This window comes from Nocardia coubleae NBRC 108252 (assembly GCF_001612805.1).
GTDB classification, from domain to species: domain Bacteria; phylum Actinomycetota; class Actinomycetes; order Mycobacteriales; family Mycobacteriaceae; genus Nocardia; species Nocardia coubleae.
In genome coordinates this window covers 112318-130495 of record NZ_BDBD01000026.1, presented here as the reverse complement: position 1 = coordinate 130495, position 18178 = coordinate 112318, and the positions used below count along the sequence as shown (strand labels likewise).

At 68.2% G+C, this 18178-nt stretch carries 12 protein-coding genes and 1 pseudogene; 6 read left to right on the top strand and 7 right to left on the bottom strand.

What is annotated here, in order from left to right; all coding sequences use genetic code 11:
• The first annotated feature begins 67 nt into the window (after positions 1-67).
• The 3 genes and pseudogenes from trmB to NCO8_RS30900 all read left to right on the top strand — a co-directional run.
• Positions 68-811 (top strand): tRNA (guanosine(46)-N7)-methyltransferase TrmB, encoded by a 744-nt coding sequence (gene trmB / locus NCO8_RS26900; protein ID WP_243749826.1) that lies wholly within the window; start codon positions 68-70, stop codon positions 809-811.
• The gene (locus NCO8_RS26895; protein WP_067497765.1) at positions 808-1530 is read left to right on the top strand and encodes an NYN domain-containing protein; all 723 of its coding nucleotides are present in this window, start codon (positions 808-810) and stop codon (positions 1528-1530) included. The genes trmB and NCO8_RS26895 overlap by 4 nt, the downstream gene beginning before the upstream one ends.
• A pseudogene (locus NCO8_RS30900) lies at positions 1531-4077 on the top strand (MMPL family transporter); the annotation flags it as partial.
• Positions 4078-6155: 2078 nt separating this feature from the next.
• Here the strand turns inward: NCO8_RS30900 and NCO8_RS32800 are convergent.
• The 5 genes from NCO8_RS32800 to NCO8_RS26865 all read right to left on the bottom strand — a co-directional run bounded on the left by NCO8_RS32800 (position 6156) and on the right by NCO8_RS26865 (position 12412).
• Entirely contained in the window at positions 6156-7898 is a 1743-nt protein-coding gene (locus NCO8_RS32800) for a DUF2339 domain-containing protein (protein WP_439951700.1), read from the bottom strand.
• A 710-nt stretch (positions 7899-8608) separates the two neighbouring features.
• On the bottom strand, positions 8609-9292 hold the full coding sequence (locus NCO8_RS26880) for a DUF1707 SHOCT-like domain-containing protein (RefSeq protein ID WP_084457505.1): 684 nt from the start codon (positions 9290-9292) through the stop codon (positions 8609-8611).
• 60 nt (positions 9293-9352) lie between these two features.
• Positions 9353-10003 carry a response regulator gene (locus tag NCO8_RS26875; RefSeq protein WP_067643539.1) on the bottom strand — a complete coding sequence of 217 codons (651 nt, stop codon included), beginning with the start codon at positions 10001-10003 and terminating at the stop codon, positions 9353-9355.
• Between the two features lie 8 nt (positions 10004-10011).
• Positions 10012-11193 carry a MacS family sensor histidine kinase gene (gene macS / locus NCO8_RS26870; RefSeq protein ID WP_067643537.1) on the bottom strand — a complete coding sequence of 394 codons (1182 nt, stop codon included), beginning with the start codon at positions 11191-11193 and terminating at the stop codon, positions 10012-10014.
• On the bottom strand, positions 11174-12412 hold the full coding sequence (locus tag NCO8_RS26865) for an AI-2E family transporter (RefSeq protein ID WP_067643536.1): 1239 nt from the start codon (positions 12410-12412) through the stop codon (positions 11174-11176). The genes macS and NCO8_RS26865 overlap by 20 nt, the downstream gene beginning before the upstream one ends.
• A 72-nt stretch (positions 12413-12484) precedes the next feature.
• On the opposite strand from NCO8_RS26865, the gene NCO8_RS26860 reads away from it, so the two are divergent.
• A complete protein-coding gene (locus NCO8_RS26860; protein ID WP_174550371.1) occupies positions 12485-14005 on the top strand; it encodes an adenylate/guanylate cyclase domain-containing protein in 1521 nt (506 codons plus the stop codon).
• A 4-nt stretch (positions 14006-14009) separates the two neighbouring features.
• The gene (locus NCO8_RS26855) at positions 14010-15092 is read left to right on the top strand and encodes a lysylphosphatidylglycerol synthase transmembrane domain-containing protein (protein WP_067643864.1); all 1083 of its coding nucleotides are present in this window, start codon (positions 14010-14012) and stop codon (positions 15090-15092) included.
• Here NCO8_RS26855 and NCO8_RS26850 read toward each other — a convergent pair.
• Together NCO8_RS26850 and NCO8_RS26845 are read right to left on the bottom strand one after the other, a co-directional pair.
• Entirely contained in the window at positions 15089-15445 is a 357-nt protein-coding gene (locus NCO8_RS26850) for a DUF3054 domain-containing protein (protein WP_067643534.1), read from the bottom strand. The genes NCO8_RS26855 and NCO8_RS26850 overlap by 4 nt on opposite strands.
• 25 nt (positions 15446-15470) lie before the next feature.
• On the bottom strand, positions 15471-17057 hold the full coding sequence (locus NCO8_RS26845; RefSeq protein WP_245655516.1) for an NTF2-like N-terminal transpeptidase domain-containing protein: 1587 nt from the start codon (positions 17055-17057) through the stop codon (positions 15471-15473).
• A 479-nt stretch (positions 17058-17536) separates the two neighbouring features.
• Between NCO8_RS26845 and abmR the strand changes: the two genes are divergently transcribed.
• Entirely contained in the window at positions 17537-18103 is a 567-nt protein-coding gene (gene abmR, locus NCO8_RS26840) for an ATP-binding transcription factor AbmR (protein WP_067497800.1), read from the top strand.
• Positions 18104-18178 lie beyond the last annotated feature (75 nt).

The window sequence follows — 18178 nt, the reverse complement described above, 5'->3', positions numbered from 1 at the left end:
CAACCACCCTGTCGAGTCGGTTCCCGGGCCGCCGTCCACTGCCCCGGAGCACCTGAAGCTCTCGGAGATGCCGAACGAAGCGGGCCGCCGCTCGACCACCGGCTCCCGGCTCTACCCCCGCGTGACGAGCTTCCGCTCGCGCCGAGGGGCATTGACGCCCAACCAGCAGGCCTCCTGGGAACGCACCTGGCCGGTGATCGGCCGGGACGTGTCCAACGAGCCCATCGACGCCGACGCCTGGTTCGGGCGCAGCGCGCCGCTGGTCATCGAGATCGGTTGCGGAACCGGCACCGCCACGGCCGCGATGGCCAAGGCCGAGCCACACCTGAACCTCATCGGCATCGAGGTCTACAAACCGGGCCTTGCCCAGCTGGTGCAGCAGGTGGAACGCGAGGAGATCGGCAATATCCGGTTGCTGCGCGGTGACGCCGTCGACGTGCTGGAGAACATGGTTGCCCCGGAGTCGCTGACCGGTGTGCGCGTGTTCTTCCCCGACCCGTGGCCCAAGGCCCGCCACCACAAGCGCCGGCTGCTGCAGGCGCCGACCTTCGCGCTGATCGCGAGCAGGCTGAAGCCCGGCGGTGTGCTGCACGTGGCGACCGACCACGCCGACTACGCCGAACACATTCTCGAAGTAGGCTCACAGGAACCGCTGCTCACCGGCCTGAACGACACCACAGGTGGCGACAGCGCGGCCAACCGCGACACCGCGCCGATCGGTTTCGACCGGCCGGTCACCAAGTTCGAGGGCAAAGGCCTGCGTGCCGGAAGCGTCATCAACGAGTTCATATGGGGGAAGATCGAGAGATGAGCGTGAGTGAGATCGCCCCCGAGATGCCGGAACTCGACCAGTCAGGTGCCGGCGCCGAGGCGTTGAGCGGTTCCGGGCCCGATGTCCGGCGCGTCCTGCTCGTCTGGGACGCGCCGAACCTCGACATGGGACTCGGCGCCATCCTCGGTGGACGTCCCACGGCCGCTTATCGTCCCCGCTTCGACGCGCTCGGCCGCTGGCTGCTCGCCAGGACCGCCGAGCTGTCGGTGGGTTCCAAAACCCGCATCGAAGCCGAAGCAACCGTTTTCACCAATATCGCCCCCGGCACCGCCGACGTGGTCCGCCCCTGGGTCGAGGCATTACGCAATGTGGGTTTCGCGGTCTTCGCCAAGCCGAAGATCGACGAGGACTCCGACGTCGACGCCGACATGCTCGCCCACATCGCCATGCGGGCCCGGCACGGCGGACTGGCCGGAATCATGGTCGCCTCCGCCGACGGTCAAGCCTTCCGCGAACCACTGGAAGCCATCGCCGCCAAGGGAACCCCAGCTCAGGTACTCGGATTCCGTGAGCACGCGAGTTGGGCTGTCACTTCCGATACTCTCGAGTTCGTCGACCTCGAGGACATCCCGGGAGTATTCCGGGAACCGCTACCGCGGGTGAGCCTCGATTCGCTGCCCGACGAGGGCGCATGGTTGCAGCCCTTCCGGCCGCTTTCTGCGCTACTCACATCTCGCCCTGGTCAAGGAGTCGCTTAAGTGTTCACCCGCTGGGGCGATCTGGTCTATCGGTTCCGATTCGCCGTCATCGCGGTGGTCGGGGCCGCGTTGTTGGCGCTGGGCGCCTACGGCATGGGCCTCGGCCCGCGCCTGACGCAGAGCGGCTGGTTCGACCCCGGCTCGGAGTCGGTGCAAGGCGCGGAGATCGCCGACCAGTCCTTCGGCCGCGACCACATGGCGGATGTCATCGTCATGTACAACGCCCCCGAGGGCAAAACGATCGACGACCCGGAGTTCCGGCAGAAGGCCGTCGACAGCCTCAGCAAGGCTGTCGCCGATCACCCCGACCACATCGACAAGATCAACGGCACCTATTGGAAGGTGGGCGATGCGCCCGCGGTGCCGTCGGCATTCGGGTCCAAGGACAAGAAGCACGCATTCGCCTCGATAGCCATCATCGGTGACAACGACACCACCGTCATGGCCAACTATCGCGCTGTTCAGGGCGCCTTCGACATCCCCGGCGTCGATGTCGAAGTCTCGGGTTTGCAGCCACTCGGCGTCACCCTGACCGACACTCTCGACCACGACTCCAAACGCATGGAGCTGCTGGCCTTTCCGGCTGTGGCGGTGCTGCTGTTCTTCGTCTTCGGCGGCATCGTCGCCGCCGCCCTGCCCCTGATCATCGGTGGTCTGACGATCATCGGCGCAAACGGCCTCGTCATGGGGCTGACCAACTTCACCGAGGTCAACATCTTCGTCGGTGGCGTCGTATCGATGATCGGTCTCGGTCTGGCGATCGACTACGGACTCTTCATAGTCAGCCGATTCCGAGAAGAGCTGGCCGAGGGGTACGACACGGCTGCCGCCGTCCGAAGATCGGTGATGACCGCCGGTCGAACCGTTGTCTTCTCCGCGACCATGATCATCGCCAGCCTCGGCGGCATCCTGATCTTCCCGCAGGGCTTCCTACGGTCGGTCGCGTACGGCACGATCGCCGCCGTCTCGCTGGCCGCGCTCACCGCGATCACGATCCTGCCCGCGATGCTCGGCATTCTCGGTCCTCGCGTGGACATGCTCGGGCTCAAGCGATTCCGCAAGACCAAGACCGCCGACCAGATCGAGAATGGTTTCTGGGGCAACACCACCCGCTGGGTCATGCGGCACCCGCTCAAGATCGCCATTCCGATCACCATCGGCCTGCTGCTGCTGATCATCCCGGTCAAAGACCTGGCATTCGGCGGCATCAACGAGAAGTACCTTCCGCCGGACAACTCGACCCGTCTCGCGCTAGAGCACTTCTACGAGGTCTTCCCGCAGAAGAAGACCGACCCGATTCAGCTGGTCTTCGTCTCGGACAACACCACCGCGATCGGCAAGGTGTGGAAGGAAGCCAACCAAGCGCCCGGACTGGTCGGCCCGTTCGAGGTCCCGGTCAAATCACCCACTGACGCAACGGTTTTCCGCACCTCCGCCACTCTCGTCGATCCCACGGGCAGCGCCGAGCAGACTATCGACTACATCCGCGCGATCGAGGTGCCGGACGGCGTCACGATGTATGTCACGGGTCAGCCCGCGCTGATGGCCGACAGCATCGACACACTGCTGGACCTGATGCCGTGGATGATCTTGCTCGTGCTGGTCGCCACGACCGTACTGATGTTCCTGACGTTCGGCTCACTGGTGCTGCCGTTGAAGGCCGCCTTGATGAGCGCGCTCGGTCTCGGATCAACGCTCGGCATCCTGACCTGGATCTTTGTCGACGGTCACGGCGCGGGCCTGCTGAACTTCACGCCTCAGCCGATCAGCGCGCCGGTCTTGATGCTGATCATCGCGATCATCTACGGCCTGTCGACCGACTACGAGGTCTTCCTGCTGTCGCGCATGGTGGAGGCGCGTGCGCAGGGGGCGTCCACCACGGAGGCCGTGCGGATCGGAACCGCGCAGACCGGCCGGATCATCACCGCCGCCGCGCTGATTCTCCTCGTGGTGACCGGCGCGTTCGCCTTCTCCGACATGGTGATGATGCAGTACATCGCCTACGGAATGATCGCCGCGCTGTTCCTCGACGCCACCGTTCTGCGCATGCTGCTCGTCCCGGCGATCATGAAACTGCTCGGCGACGACTGCTGGTGGGCGCCGAAGTGGATGAAGCGGATCCAGGAGAAGATCGGCCTGGGCGAACCCATCCTCGATGACGAGCGTCCGCAGAAGGGCACCGTCGTCGACCTGGTGAAGACCACCCCGATCACCGACCCGCCGACCATGCAGATGGTCTCCGTCCCCGACGCCAAACTGGCCAAGACACCGCGTCGTCCGCGCACGGTGGCCGAGATCGAGGCCGAGGCGCCCACTCAGCGCATCGACAAGATCACCGAGTCCGCCGAACCGGCCCGGCCGCGCAAGCCGATGTCGCCGGATCCCACGCGGCCGCGCGCGTCGATGCTGTCGGGTGAGCCGACGCGGGTGCTGCCGGTTGTGCAGCCCGGTTCGGCGAAGCCTGTCGGCGCCGATGACGAGCCGACGCAGATGCTGCCTGCTGTGCAGCCGGATTCCCCCGCCCCTGAGCCGGGCAATGAAAATCGCTCTGGCCGTGGGGATTCGGGCATGCCTATGGGATCGCCCAAAGACGGATCGAACCATGGGGATACGGCCGCCCCCGGGGAGCCGACCGCGTTCCGATCGGGACGTGAGGAAACAGGCGCTACTGGGGACCCGGCCGCGTTCCGATCGGAACATGGGGAAACAGGCGCCACTGGGGACCCGACCGCGTTCCGATCGGGACGTGGGGATACAGGCGCTTCCGGGAAGTCGACTGCGATCCGGCCGGATCATGGTGCGGTCGCGCCCGGGGATCCGGCAGCTGGAAACCGTTCCGACCACCAGGTTTTCGGCGCAAATTCCGGAACCCCTGCCCCCGGCTCGAATGCCGGAGATGATCAGAGGTACCCGAGCTCGACACCCGTCGATTCAGCCGCGGAGAACCATTCGGGCCGTGCGGAATTCGGTGTCGACGGTGTAATCGGCGGTTCCGGACCGGCCGATGTGGCAGGCCCCGTCGATGGTGTGATCGGCGGTCTCGACCTGCCCGATTCCCGGGGCAACGAGTCCGCGCCGCGCGGTTCGGAGCGGGTCAAGCCGCCTGCGGGATACAGCCCGACGACGCCCCGCATCTCGACGCCCGGCACGCCTGTCGGTGGTGAATTCCCCGGGGACACACCGGAATCCCGACCGAGCATCGTCGCGCCCGCTCGGCCGAGCACCGATACGCCGCGCCCGGTGACGCCGTCGCCGAGCATTGTGAACACGCCGCCTCCGGTGACACCGCCATCGGGCATCGTGAACACGCCGCCTCCGGTGACGCCACCGCCCAGCATCGTGCACCCACCGACGCCGCGTCCGGTGTCGCGTCCTTCCGACTTCCCGGCGGGTGGAACCTTCAACGGGTTCACTCCGCTCCCGCGAACCGGCGAGGAGGAGTCGGGTCGCGCATCGCAGGATGCACCGGAACCGCAGGCACCCGCCGCTGACCGGATCAGCCCAACCGCTACGGAAGATGCTGCGCGCGAACCGGACTCACGTCCGCAAGGTTTCGTTCCGCCCCAACCCGACCTGACCGCGACTCCCGGTGCCCACCGCGCGGATGCGCAGCAGGCCGCCGAGCCGGCGTCCGATCTCCCGGAATTCCCGGATCTTCCGATGCGCTGCCCCGCACCAGAGGAGCGCGACGCGCAACCGCAGACCCCGGTTGCCCAGAATGTCTTCGGCACTCCAGTTCCCGTCGACCCACAGCAACTCCCGTGGACCGACGGTGTCCCGGGTGATGCGCCGACCGCCGAGGGAGCGGAACCGCCGATGTCGGCCGGTGCCTCGTCGATGTGGGCGTCGATCGACAATGCGCGGCGGTCCGCGCAAATAGGTTCCCCGGACAACGCACAATCGACCGAGAGCCGCACGCCGCAGGACCCTGCCGCCCGCGAACAGACTGCCGTGCAATCGGATACGAGCCGCACGCCGAACGTTCTGCGTCCTCAAGTCGCACCGCCCGGATTCACTCCGGTGTCTGCCCCGGAGACCACGTCGCCGGAATCCCGTCCGGCCGACCCGGTGTCCCCCGCCGACGACGACCCCGAAACCGCACCCTTCACCGCAGCCGACGAGGCAGGCGATCAGGGTGCCACCGGTGGTCACGCGACCGGCGAAAGCCCGCGGACGGCAGGCGGATGGCAAGCGCCGCCCGGATTCACGCCGATCCCGAATTCCGATGCGGCAGAGCCGTCTTCACCGCCCGCCCCGGATACGAACGGCGCCGCCTCCTCGGAAAACGGCTCGACGGCAACGCCCGAGGACGACCCCCAGGCGGACACCCGCACGGAGATCGAGAACTGGATGGCGCAACTGCGTTCCTCCCGCCGCGGCAGCACTCCGGTCGACGAGGGCCGCCACCACGGCGACGACGGCCGCACGGTGAGCGTCAACGAACTGCTCCGCCGCCGCAACGACGAGACTCCGTAAGCCCCTCCGACAAGAACTCCGGCCACGGCCCCTCCGGGGATCACCGTGGCCGGAGTCGTCTCCTCAGCACATCCTCATGGTCCGACGCCGACTGGCTCGCTGGATGATCTCGCGTGGTTGGGAGCGCGGTAGGGGTGGGTTCGACGGGGTCAGGGCTTCGAATCGGTGTGGTCGGGGGTGGCGAAGGCTTGGGCGTAGCGGGTGCCGGTGAGGAGTAGGAGGGTGCCGACTGCGAGGAAGGCCGCGACGCGGATGAGGCCGGAGAGGGTGGCCAGGTCGAAGAGGAAGAGTTTGGCGAGGGCCGCCGCGACCACCAGGAGGCCGGACGCCAGGCACACTTTGGCGACGGCGGGGGCGGTGCGGAGGTTGCGCAGGCCGACGAAGAGGGCAGTGGTCGCGGCTGCCATCCAGATGATGGTCGCGATGCTGTGGCCGATGAGGAAACCCTGTGTGCCGCTGAGGGCTACACCCGTCGAAACCGTCGCGACCAGGACGAAGTAGAGACTGGTGAGGCTGACGGCGACCCACGTTCCGGTGATGAGCGCGTCGTTTCCGCCGGGCAGTCGCCGCACGGCCCAGGCGACCATCGCGGCGGTGCCGAGGCCGAGCAGTGCGGCGAGCACCGTTGCACCGTCGAGATGCCGGATCGCGAGGCTTTGTGCCGCAAGGGTTTCCGGGTCGGCGATCGCGAAGAGCACCAGTCCGCCGAGCAGGGCGAAGGCAACACCGAGAACTGCGCAAACCCGGTTTCGGCCGACTACGGCGACACCGAGGAACGCGAGCGCGACCGTGAACAGCGCGGTCGGCAGGAAATGCGGATTGTCACCCGTCGCCGTGATGCAGGTCTGCAGCAGCGCAACCGCACCGGTGAGCGCCGACACCAGAGCCGTGTGACGTGGGATATTCAGCCGCACAGTCATTTCCGGTCGCAATCCGGTCGCGGCCACCGCGAGGAGCACGCAGGCCAGCACGCCGGTGATGGACGCGGAAACCGCTCGGTCGAACAGCGGCGCAGCGGCGAGCACCGGCAGTGCGGTGAGGGCGATGGTCACACTGGCGGTGATGTCCCCGGCGCGACGCCGCACCGTCAGCAGAGCACCGACGATTCCGACCACCGCACCCGCGATCGCCGCCATCAGCAGCCCTTGCCGCTGCGCTGCCTCCTCCCCTGCAATTCCCGCGTCGAAGCCGCTCACGGCGATCAACCCGAGCGCGGCCAGTACCACCGGCAGGGTGCGTGCCACATGCAGCACCGGCCAGTCCCGCCGCAACTGCACCGGCACCCCGGCCGCCTGCAACACCACGAGAAACGCGAGCAGCATCAACTCACTCGCCACCGCGGGCGACAACACCGCCGCCCCGACCACAACCCCCACCGCCAACGGCTGCGACTGCCACCGCATCGCCAACCCGAGCCCCACCAGCGCCACGATCAACGCCACCGCGAGCCCGACCCCACCCGGCACCCAGCGGTAAAAGCCGGTCACCGCAACAACATCCAGATACAGCCCCGCGATACCGGTGGAAACCAATGCCAATCCACCGACCCGCCCACCGGCTCGGCCCATCACCCGGCAGCCCACACCGACCAGCGCCACCGAAAACACCCCACCCGCAACAACTCTCGCCACCGGCCCGAAGAACCCCGCCTGAGCCGCCAGCACCAACAACATCAACACCCCGATCAAGGTGACCCCGGCCCCAGCCACCGCCAACACCCGAGCAATCACCCCTTCCCGCTGCCACCACGCAACCTGAGGTTCTGCCGGCGCCCGCCCTGCCCCCACCGGCCCACGCTGCCCGAAGCCCGGCCCCCAACCTGTCCAAGCACCGTGCGGCGACTGGATGTGCGTCCCCGTCCCAGGTACATAACCCGTCGCCGACCCTCGCACAGCAAGCCCTGGCGCTGGAAATCCAGCCGCCTCGGCCCCGCTCGCCACCGAATCCCAGGGCGACGGGGAACCAGCCACCCCATGCCCCGGCACCGCAGACCCGGACGCCACATTGCCCTGCACGGCAAACCCGGGTATCCCCGCGCCCTGTCCTGCAGATCCGGATGACGCCGAACCAGCCGACGCAGACACGATCGCACCGGCCCCCGATTCAGGCGGGCTGGATCCGACGGCGGACCCACCGGGGCTCGACGGATCTTGCGCCGGCAGACCTCCGGCGGCGTTCTCCCACCCTCCGTGCCCTTGCCCGGCCGGATGGCCTACCGCGCCCCACCCAGCCCGATCGGCACCATCGCCGGTACCAGAACCCGGCCGAACCTCGCTCTCCCTCGACGGCCCACCACGAGCCGCCGTCAAACGAGCCTGCGCGAGCAACCACCCGGCGGATTCCCGTCCACCCGACGCCACGCCGGCCTGCGTACCAGTCGATCGCCCGGCACAAGTCGGCGACTGCCCAGGCAGGGTCAACTGTTCACGCAGAACACCCAGATCCGCCCCGACACGGCCCAACCGCACCCCGAGGGTCGTCAGTTCGTCAGACAGGCGTGCGACCAGCACAGGATCGATGGCGTTCATGAACCCATCGTCCGCGTACCCCGGCCGCCGGGCATGAGTAGAACCACCCGGGTGGGGTGGTTCTTCCTACCTGATCATTGGCCGAGGAAGCGGCGCCATTGCACCATCAAGGGGTACTTGGCGGTGACGGAGCCGAAGCGGACGCGGCCGTGGACCACCAGGTGCAGTGGGCCGATGGGTGGGCCGGTGCGGACGCGGTTGTTGGCGCTGGAGCCGATGAGGGTGAGGCCGTTGAGGTCGACGGTCGCGGCGGCGGGGACGAGCAGGGTGAGGCTCGTGCAGTAGTCGTCGACCTGGATTTCGACGACCTGGGTCTGCATCACGGCCGAGGTGAAGTCGAGGGTCACCCCGGACATCAGGCCGTTGAGGTGCAGTCTCGGCGGCACCTGCCACGGCCCGCGCCGCTGCACGCTGGACAGCCTGCTGCGGATGACGGCCGGGTTGGTGCCGCCCGGTACCGGGGTGTGGCGGGGTTTGGGCATGGCGGCCGGTTGGGGCGCGCCCGCGACTCGCATGCCGGGCAGGTCGACGAGGACGGCGTTCAGTTCGCCGCGCGTCTTGGCGGCGAGCGCGGTGTCCATCCGCTCGGTGAACTCGCCCAGCGACAGCATGCCGAGGCCGACGGCGCGCTGTAGCAGCTGGCCGACGTGTTCGCGTTCGGAATCGGAGACGCGCAGGTCGCGGTCGCCGACCGGGCCGGCCGTCGGCGTGCCGGGGACGAAGGCGCTGGGAGCGAAGAGGGAATCGGGACCACCCATGTTTCGAGGCTAGCCAGGAACACCGACCAGCGCATCAGGGCAAACCCCCAATTCCGTGTCCTACTCGAGGCCCTGTTCGATGGCGTACCGGGTGAGTTCCACCCGGTTGGCGAGCTGAAGTTTGCGCAGCGTGGCCTGCACATGGTTCTCGACGGTGCGGTGCGAAAGGTTGAGCCGCGCGGCGATCTGCTTGGCGGACAGCCCTTTGGCGACCATCCGCAGCACCTCGGTCTCGCGTTCGGTCAGCGACGGCCGGTGTGGTTGATCGGGTTCGGCGGGTGCGGTGGCCATGCGCCGGTACTCGCCGAGCACCACCCCGGCCAGGCCGGGCGTGAACACCGGCTGACCGGCGGCGGTAGCGCGCACCGCGTCGATGAGTTCGGCGGCCGACGCGCTCTTCACCAGATACCCGCTGGCCCCGGCTTTGATCGCCTCGAGCACGTCGTCGCGTTCGTCCGATGCGGAGAGCACCAGCACCCGGCTGTGCGGCGATACGCGCAGCACTTCGGCGGTGGCGGTCGCCCCGTTGCCGTCGGTGAGCTGCATGTCCATCAGCACCACGTCGGGTTGCACGGCGGCGGCGCGGCGGGTGGCGGTGCCGACCCCGTCGGCGGTGGCGGCCACGGTGAACCCGGCTTCGGTGAGGTCGCGCGACACGCCCTCGCGCCACATCGGATGGTCGTCGACCACCATCACGCTGATGTCGCCCATCGCTGCTCCTAGCTCGCTCGGTGCGCCGTGTGGCGCGGGATCCGGAATTCCCATTCGGTGCCGAAGTCCTCGCTCAGCAGTTCGGCGGTGCCGCCGAGCGCCGAGATGCGCCCGACGATCGAGCGCGAAACACCCATCCGCCCTTCGGCAGCGGCTTCGGCCAGCCTGCCCGGTGCGATGCCGACACCGTCGTCACGCACGCTCACCACCAGCATGTCACCGGTGTCCTCCAGCAGCACATAGGCTTTCGCCGCCGCGCCGGCATGCAACTCGACATTCGACAGCGCCGTCGCCACCGCAGCCGAGATCTCCTGGGCGACAATCCTTCCGACGAGCACCGGGTCGCCGGGTGTGGCCACCGAAACCTTCGGTGTGGCGTGTGCGGTGAGCAACGGCCGCAGGTCGACCTCGGCCGCGCCGGAATCGGCCCGGTCACCCTGCTCGGAGAGCAACACCCGGAGCGCCACCTCCTGCTCGCCCGCCCGCTGCGCGAGTTCGCTTGCCGCCCCGCCTATCTCGCCGCCGCGCCGTTTGATGTAGGCGAGCACCTGCAGCACTCCGTCGTGCACTTCACGCGCCAAGCGCTCGCGTTCCTGCGCGGCGGCGGTGATCCGCAGCGCCCGTTCGAGCTGCCCCTGCGCACGCCGCGCCGTATTGGCCGCCAATCCGAGCGCCAACCCCACCGACACCAGCACGGGCGCGGTCGCATCACCCCACACGTCCTGACCCCACTGGTCACGCACGGTCACCACAACGGCCGACATCACGAGCCCGGCAACGACTCCCGCGACGGGTCCACGCAGAATCGCCATCGAGATCACCGAGTTGGCGATCCACAGCGTGGTCGGCAGGGTCTGATGCCCGTGATACCAGTCGTAGTCGGCGACGAGCCGGGTGGAGGCGATCAGCAGCACCGTCACCACCTGGTCGCCGACGACGACCCACCCGCGAATCCGGCTGGTCGCCTCCGGGAAATACCACTGCGACAACAACAAGGCCGAGGTACCCGACCAGATCGCCATCAGCGCGATCAGCACCCAGCTCAGCCGTGGATGCTGGTAGTAGGGCACCGACGCGATCTGCTGGCCGATCGCGTACAGCAACGTGACCAGCCGGAATGCCTGGGCGGCCCGCCACAGGGGCGCGGTCGCCGCGTCGGCCGAGCTCAGCTCAGCTGTGTGGGTCCGCATCGCCGGACTCGTCTGTCGCCTTGCGCAACCGCGCGGTCACGTCGAATCGGCCCGGCTCGGGTTTGTCGGGTTCGGCGTCGAACAGGCCGCCGTCCCTGGCACCGGCGAGCTCGCCGTACGCCTCGTCGGGAGTGTCCGCCAGCAGATAGCGAATCGCGGTGTTGCCCACCGCGATCAGCGGCACGGCCAGCAGCGCGCCCGCGATCCCGCCGACGACAAGGCCCGCGGTGATCGCCAGCACCACCGCCAGCGGATGGATGCTCACGGCGCGCCCGAGCAGCAACGGTTGCAGCACATGCCCTTCCAGCTGCATCACCGCGATGATGATGCCGAGCACGATCAACGCGGTGACGAAACCCTTGGTGACCAGCGCGATGAACACCGCGACGAACCCGGCCACGACCGCGCCGATGATCGGGATGAACGCGCTGATGAACACCAGTGACGCCAACGGCAGCGCCAGCGGAACGTGCAGAATCGCCAGCCCCGCCCCGATGCCGATCGCGTCGACACCGGCAACGACCACGGTGGCCCGCACGAAACCGACGAGTGTGCCGAAGCCGAGTTCGCCTGCGGTGCGGACCTTTTCGCGATGCGCGGTGGGTACCACCCGGGTGATGAAGTTCCAGATCTGATCGCCGCCGTAGAGGAAGAAGATCAGGATGAACAGGATCAGGAACGCACCGGTGAGGATGTGACCGATGGTCGTTGCGGTGGTGAGCGCGCCGCTGGTGAGGCTTTCGCGATTGTCCTGGATGGTGCGCACGATGGTGTCGCCCGCGCTGCGGATCTGCTGGTCGCTCAGGTGCGCCGGCCCGTTGATGAGCCAGTCCTGCACCTTGTGCACGCTGTTGGTGACCTCGTTGGACAACGCGGGCACACCGTCGACGAACTGTTCGACGACGAAGGTCATGATTCCGGCGAGCAACCCGATCGACCCGATCAGCGCCACCGACACGCCGATCGCGCGCGGAATCCCGACCCGCTGCATCCAGTCGACCAGCGGCGCGAGCAGCGCGGCCGCGAGCAGCGCGATGGCCAGCGGGATAACGACCGTCGCGAACTTCTGCACGATCATCCCCAGCGCGATCAGCGCCGCGAAGATGATCAGCAACCGCCAGCACCACGCGGCCGTTTTACGGACCAGCGGATGTACTGCCTCTGCGTCGGAACGCCACGGCGTGGACGCGGGCCCGGAATCCGGCTTCTGGACGGTCACCCGAGAGAGCCTATCGGTCGCAACGCTAGATTGGTTGTCGTGTCGGCGCCTCTGGAAGCGGTCAAACAGACCATGCGAACGCGCTGGCCGCTGTATCTGACCTCGGTACTGCTGGCCAATGCCTTCGGCGCGGTGCTGGTCTGGGCGTTCATCCAGTACGGCCTGCCGGTTCCCGAGGGTCATCAGGGTGGCGTGCGCGAAGCGGGTCTGCTCGCCCCGCTCGTCGTGTTCGGTGCCGCCGCGGTGCTCAGCATCATCGCCGCCGCCATCATGTTGCGCCCGGTGATGCGCTGGCAGATGCGAGGTGGTCCGCCGAGCAGGCGGGAACAGATGGCGGCGCTGCACGTGCCGTTGCGGCAGTCGATCGTGCACCTGGTCCTGTGGATCATCGGCGGCGCCATCCTCGCCGCGCTCATCATCGCCGAATCGCCGGAGCTGGCCGGCGCGGTGATCGTCACCGAATGTATGGCCGCCACCATCGTGTTCGGCTTCACCTACATGCTCGGCGAACGCATTCTGCGCCCGGTCGCGGCCGAGGCGCTCACCGAGGGCACCTTCGACCACACCCTCACCCCCGGTGTCGGTACGCGCATGGCGATGACCTGGGGAATGGGCACCTTCGCGCCGACCATCGCGATCGTGCTGCTGTGCGTCACCCAGATCTCCTCGGATGTGAAGTTCTCGGCGAAGTCGCTCGCCATCTCCATCCTGCTGCTGTGCGGCGTGGTGATCCTGCAGGCGCTCGCGCTGTCGATGCTCACCGGATCGTCCATCTCCGACCCTGTTCGCCAGCTGTCCCAAGCCATCAACAGGGTGCAGGCGGGCGCGCGTGACGTGCAGGTGGAGGTCTACGACGGTAGCGAGATCGGCCTGCTGCAGGTCGGTTTCAACCGGATGATGGAAGAGGCGGCCAAACGCCGCAAGCTGCAGGAACTGTTCGGTCAGCACGTCGGTGAGGAAGTCGCGCAGCGCGCGCTGGACTACGGGACCGAACTCGGCGGTGAGACCCGCTTCGTCGCGGTGCTTTTCGTCGACATGGTCGGGTCGACCGCGGCCGCGGCCGAACGTCCGCCCACCGAGGTGGTGAGCCTGCTCAACGAGTTCTTCCGGGTGGTCGTCGACGTGATCGACCGCCACCACGGCTTCGTCAACAAGTTCGTCGGCGACGCCGCCCTCGCCATCTTCGGCGCACCGCTCGACCGCCCCGACGCGCCGACCGCCGCCCTGGCCGCTGCCCGTGAGCTGCGTGAAGCGCTGCGGGAAGTGACCACTCTCGACGTCGGCATCGGCGTGTCGGCGGGACTGGCGGTCGCGGGCAATATCGGCGCGGCGAATCGTTTCGAATACACCGTGATCGGCGACCCCGTCAACGAGGCGTCGCGACTCACCGAACTGGCCAAAGAGCACCACGGCCGCGTTCTCGCTTCGGGTAGCGCGCTGTACTTCGCCTCGGAAAGCGAGCAAGACCATTGGGAGACCGGCGACGAGGTCCAGCTGCGTGGCAGACGCAGAAAAACCCGCCTGGCCTGGCCGAAACCGGTGGCGGCCACGCCCGGCGTGGACCAGGGAGAACAGTCGCGTTCGCTAGGCTGACATGGTGACGGCCGACGGCGACCTAGCAGGCGATCCCGCCGCGCATCCCGTCGCGCGCCGAGAGAACCGTTTTCGCTGGGTGAAATGGGTACTCGGCGCGATCCTGCTCGCGCTGCTGGTCGGCGAGGGCGTGTACCTGTGGCCCCGGCTGCACGAATCGTGGCGCACGCTCACCGAGATCCACTGGGGCTGGGTGCTGCTGTGCGTGTTCGCCCAGGCCGTATCCATGAGCGGGTTCGGGCGGGTGCAGAAGCAGCTGCTGTACGCGGGCGGGGTCGACGTGAGCCAGGGCAAGTCGGTGTCGGTGGTGTACGGCGCCACCGCCATGTCGCTGACCCTGCCCGCGGGCCAGGTGTTCTCCACCGCCTTCACCTACCGCCAGACCCGGCGCTGGGGTGCGAGCCCGATCGTGGCGTCGTGGCAGCTGGTGTTCTCCGGTGTGGTCGCCGCCGCCGGGCTCGCGCTGCTCGGTATCGCCGGCGCTGCCCTCGTCGGCCAGGGCATCGGCGTGAAACTCATTGCCACCCTGGTGCTGCTGGGTGCGGTGCTGGTGGCGGGCTCCTATCTGGCCAGGCATCCGGGCACGCTCGAGGCGATGCTGCGCAAGGTGCTCGCGCTGGTGAACCGATTACGGAAGAAGCCCGCCGACCACGGCATCCCCAAGCTGGCCGAGATCCGGGCGCAACTGGAATCGGTCGACCTGGGCAAACGTGACGGCGCGCTGGTCGGGGTGTGGGCGCTGGTGCACCGGTTCGCCGACGTGGCCTGTCTCGGTGCGGCGTGTTACGCGGTGGGTGCCGATCCCAAGCTGTCGGGTCTGCTCATCGCGTTCGCCGCGGGCAAGGCGGTGGGTTCGATTCCGTTCGCGCCCGGCGGCATCGTCTACGTGGACGCCACCTTGATCTACGGTCTCACCGCCGGTGCGGGCCTGCCGGCCGCGCAGGCGGTCGCCGCCGCGTTCGTGTACCGGTTCGTGAGTTTCATCCTGGTCGCGATCGTCGGCTGGATCGTCTTCGCGTTCCTGTTCCGCACCAAGCAGGCCGACGACGAGGAATACGAAGCCGAGTTCAAACAGCGCCGGATCTAGCGCAGCGCGCGCACAGCCGCCCGCCACCCGAGCAGGAACAGCGCGAGCACCGAGGCCGCCACGATCATGAAGCTCACCGCGGTCCCCTGCCCACTCACGGCCCGCAACACCATCCCACCGACCAGCGTCGACCCCCAGATCACCACCCCACTCGGCCACAGCGCCGCCGGATCGAACCGCCTCCCCCGTGCGACGGCCCAGGCGATCCCCCACCCGACGAGAAGCCCGACCGCGAACGGCCACACCGTCTTCACCAGCCCGGCAAGCACATCCTCGTCATGACTACGCCGCCCGATCGCACAAAAAACGATCACGAGCAGCAAGTCGACAGCAGCAGGCGCGAATCTCTTCACACTCAGCAGACTAGTTGTGCGCTTCTCAAGCGTCAGGGGTGGCCAGGGACTTCAGGAGGACGGACGCCAGGCGGGAGGTGGCGTCGCCGCTGTCGACGTCGGCGATGTGGACCGCGAACGCCAGGTCGCCCATCGTGGCGAGCAGCCAGCCGTCGGATCCGCCGGTCGCGGCGAACGCGGTGACGTCGCGGAACCCACGCAGCGCGGCGGTTTCCGGCTTGTTGATGCCCTCGTGCATCATCGCGCGCAACCGGTCGACGGCGGGTTGGGGCAGGGCCGGGATCGGGTTGTCGACCTTGCCCGGCTTGCCCGCCTCGATCATCGGCGCGGCCACCTCGCCACGTGCGATGGCGGCGGCGGCGAGCGCCATGCCGAACGGGCTGGCCAGCACCGCATCGGATCCGGCGCCCTGACGCACCTGTTCGGTGCTGCGCCCGGGCGCGGCGATCCGACCCGTGACCTCGTCGAGCCCGGCCACCTTGAAGTCGACACCCACGCCGAGCGCGGCCGCGGCCTCCGCGGCTTCCTGCACCGAAACATCCTGCGGGGCTTTGTTCTTCGTCGCGGCGGCGACCGCGCGGAACAGTTCCATGGTGCCGCCCGCCGGGAACAGCCCGGTGAACGCGATGGGCCCCTTCTCGGTGGCGTAACTGTTCTGCGCCACCGCGACGACCGCACCGGTCGACGGCTGGATCGCCACCACCGAGGCGGGCGTGCCGACGCTGACCACCGCGTCCTCGGCGGCCCGCTGCAGGCGCTGGTCCATGGTCGCGGCGATGTCGGGACCGGCGGGGCCCTGGTACCCGGCCACCTGGTTGACGAACCGTCCGTCGGCCTCGAAGATCTGCACGCCCCAGCCGGCCGTGGCCTCCAGGCTGGCCTTCCACACCTCGCGCAGCGAGTCGAGCATCGGCGACCAGGTGCGGCGGTCGGCGGAGATCAGCTTGGGCTGCTTTTCCATCACCACGCCGGGCACCTTGGCCATCCTCGGCTCGAGAATGGCGAAATCGCCCTCGCGCAGATTCACCGCGACCACCGGCTTGCCCTGCGAGGCAGCGAGCTGCTCCATCAGGTAGGGCCCGGTGATGAGCGGGGCGACGGGTTCGATGGCCTCGGCCAGTGCGTTGGTTGAGGCGACGAGGTCGCCGGTGCGGGCGGGGTCGATCTTGATGACATTGATGATCTGTTCGGTCATCAGCGGCTCGCCCGCCAGGTCGATCACGCGCGGCGGCGGCTTGGCCGTGGTTCGCACCAGCTTCACGGTGCGGTTGTTCGCCAGCTGCGGCATCACCACGGCGGGGTCCCAGGTGATCCGCCAGCCGATGGCGAGCTTGCGGACGGTGCCCTGCAGCGTGTAGCTCCAGTCCTTGTTCTCGCCGAAGTTCCAGGCCACGTCCATGCTGAAAATGGCCGACTGCGCGTCGAGGTCGATGACCTGGGTCTTCTCGTAGTCGACGGTGCCCGACTGCAGCCCCTCGAACATTTGCTTGATGGTTGCCGAAGCGGCGGCCGGGTAGGAGGTCAGGTCGGCGGCTTTGGTGTAGTCCTGTTTGTCGAGCAGCTCGGTGAACCGCTGGACCACGGTCTCGGACTCACTCGTCTTCCCACCCACGCCGCACGAGCACAGTGCCATGGCGAGGGTCGCAACCCCCGCGATCGCCATTGCGCCCCGGACGCGAAAGCGGCGGGATCCCCACACATCCATATCGCCCACTCTTCACTCTTGCCACTCCGGTAACAAAACAACCGTACCGGAAGTTGACCCGTCTCCGATGCCCCGGTAAACGGGACGCTATCCGACCTCAGCACATCGATTGTGCCCGAACTCCGACCCCGTGAGGGGGTGATTTCGAACCTCGCCCTGCCAGTGGCAACAACTGGCGCGCTTACCGTACCGGCAGGCCCACGCACTTGTGAGTATCTCGCATCGTCTGGCGATTCACAGCGAGGGTACCCATCGGCACCGACAACCAATCGCGCGCCACCGGCCGTCCGATTTCGCGTTCACCCACGGCACAATCGCGCACCCGAATTTCGGCGTAATCTTGTAATCACTGCAACACATGCACTCTCCGACAGCAGGTGATCATCATGCGCAACGCCCATCGCGAACGCGGATTCGGCCGTCCCGGCGGCTGGCAACAGGCCGACCTCCCCGACGCGGCCGACGCCGCCGACTGGTTCGCCGGGCGATTGCCCGCCGACTGGTTCACCGGCCCGCCCGAACTCGAGATCGACCGCGACGAGATCGTCGTCGTCGGCGAACTCCCCGATCCCGGCGACGCGGACGCACCCGCCTCGGCGGCGACCCGCGAGGGCGCGCTCGCCCGCTTCCGCGAGTCGACCCGCCCGGCGCGCATGCGCATCGCCGACGAGGCTCAGCGCCGCTACGGGCGGAGTGTCGCCTGGGGCGTGCGGGTGAACGGTGAACGAATCCTGTTCACGCACTTGGCCGTTCCCGTGATGACGCGCCTGCGCCAGCCCGAACGCCAGGTGCTCGACACCCTGATCGACGCGGGCGTCGCCCGTTCCCGCGCCGACGCGCTGGCCTGGACGGTGAAGCTGGCGGGCAAGCACGCCGAGAGCTGGTTGGCCGAATTGCGCGAAGCCATGCGCAAAGTGGACGACCTACGCGCGGAAGGCCCTACCGGCCTCTGAGTTCGGCGGCCCCGGCACACGGAACGTTCGACCCGACGACGGTGCGACGACCCGAGGCCGGGGCCACGGGTTAGG

Coding starts and splice junctions, on each gene's coding strand:
- trmB (WP_243749826.1), top strand. CDS start 68: ATGCCGAACGAAGCGGGCCGCCGCTCGACCACCGGCTCCCGGCTCTAC.
- NCO8_RS26895 (WP_067497765.1), top strand. CDS start 808: ATGAGCGTGAGTGAGATCGCCCCCGAGATGCCGGAACTCGACCAGTCA.
- NCO8_RS26880 (WP_084457505.1), bottom strand. CDS start 9,292: ATGGGTGGTCCCGATTCCCTCTTCGCTCCCAGCGCCTTCGTCCCCGGC.
- NCO8_RS26875 (WP_067643539.1), bottom strand. CDS start 10,003: ATGGGCGACATCAGCGTGATGGTGGTCGACGACCATCCGATGTGGCGC.
- macS (WP_067643537.1), bottom strand. CDS start 11,193: ATGCGGACCCACACAGCTGAGCTGAGCTCGGCCGACGCGGCGACCGCG.
- NCO8_RS26860 (WP_174550371.1), top strand. CDS start 12,485: ATGCGAACGCGCTGGCCGCTGTATCTGACCTCGGTACTGCTGGCCAAT.
- abmR (WP_067497800.1), top strand. CDS start 17,537: ATGCGCAACGCCCATCGCGAACGCGGATTCGGCCGTCCCGGCGGCTGG.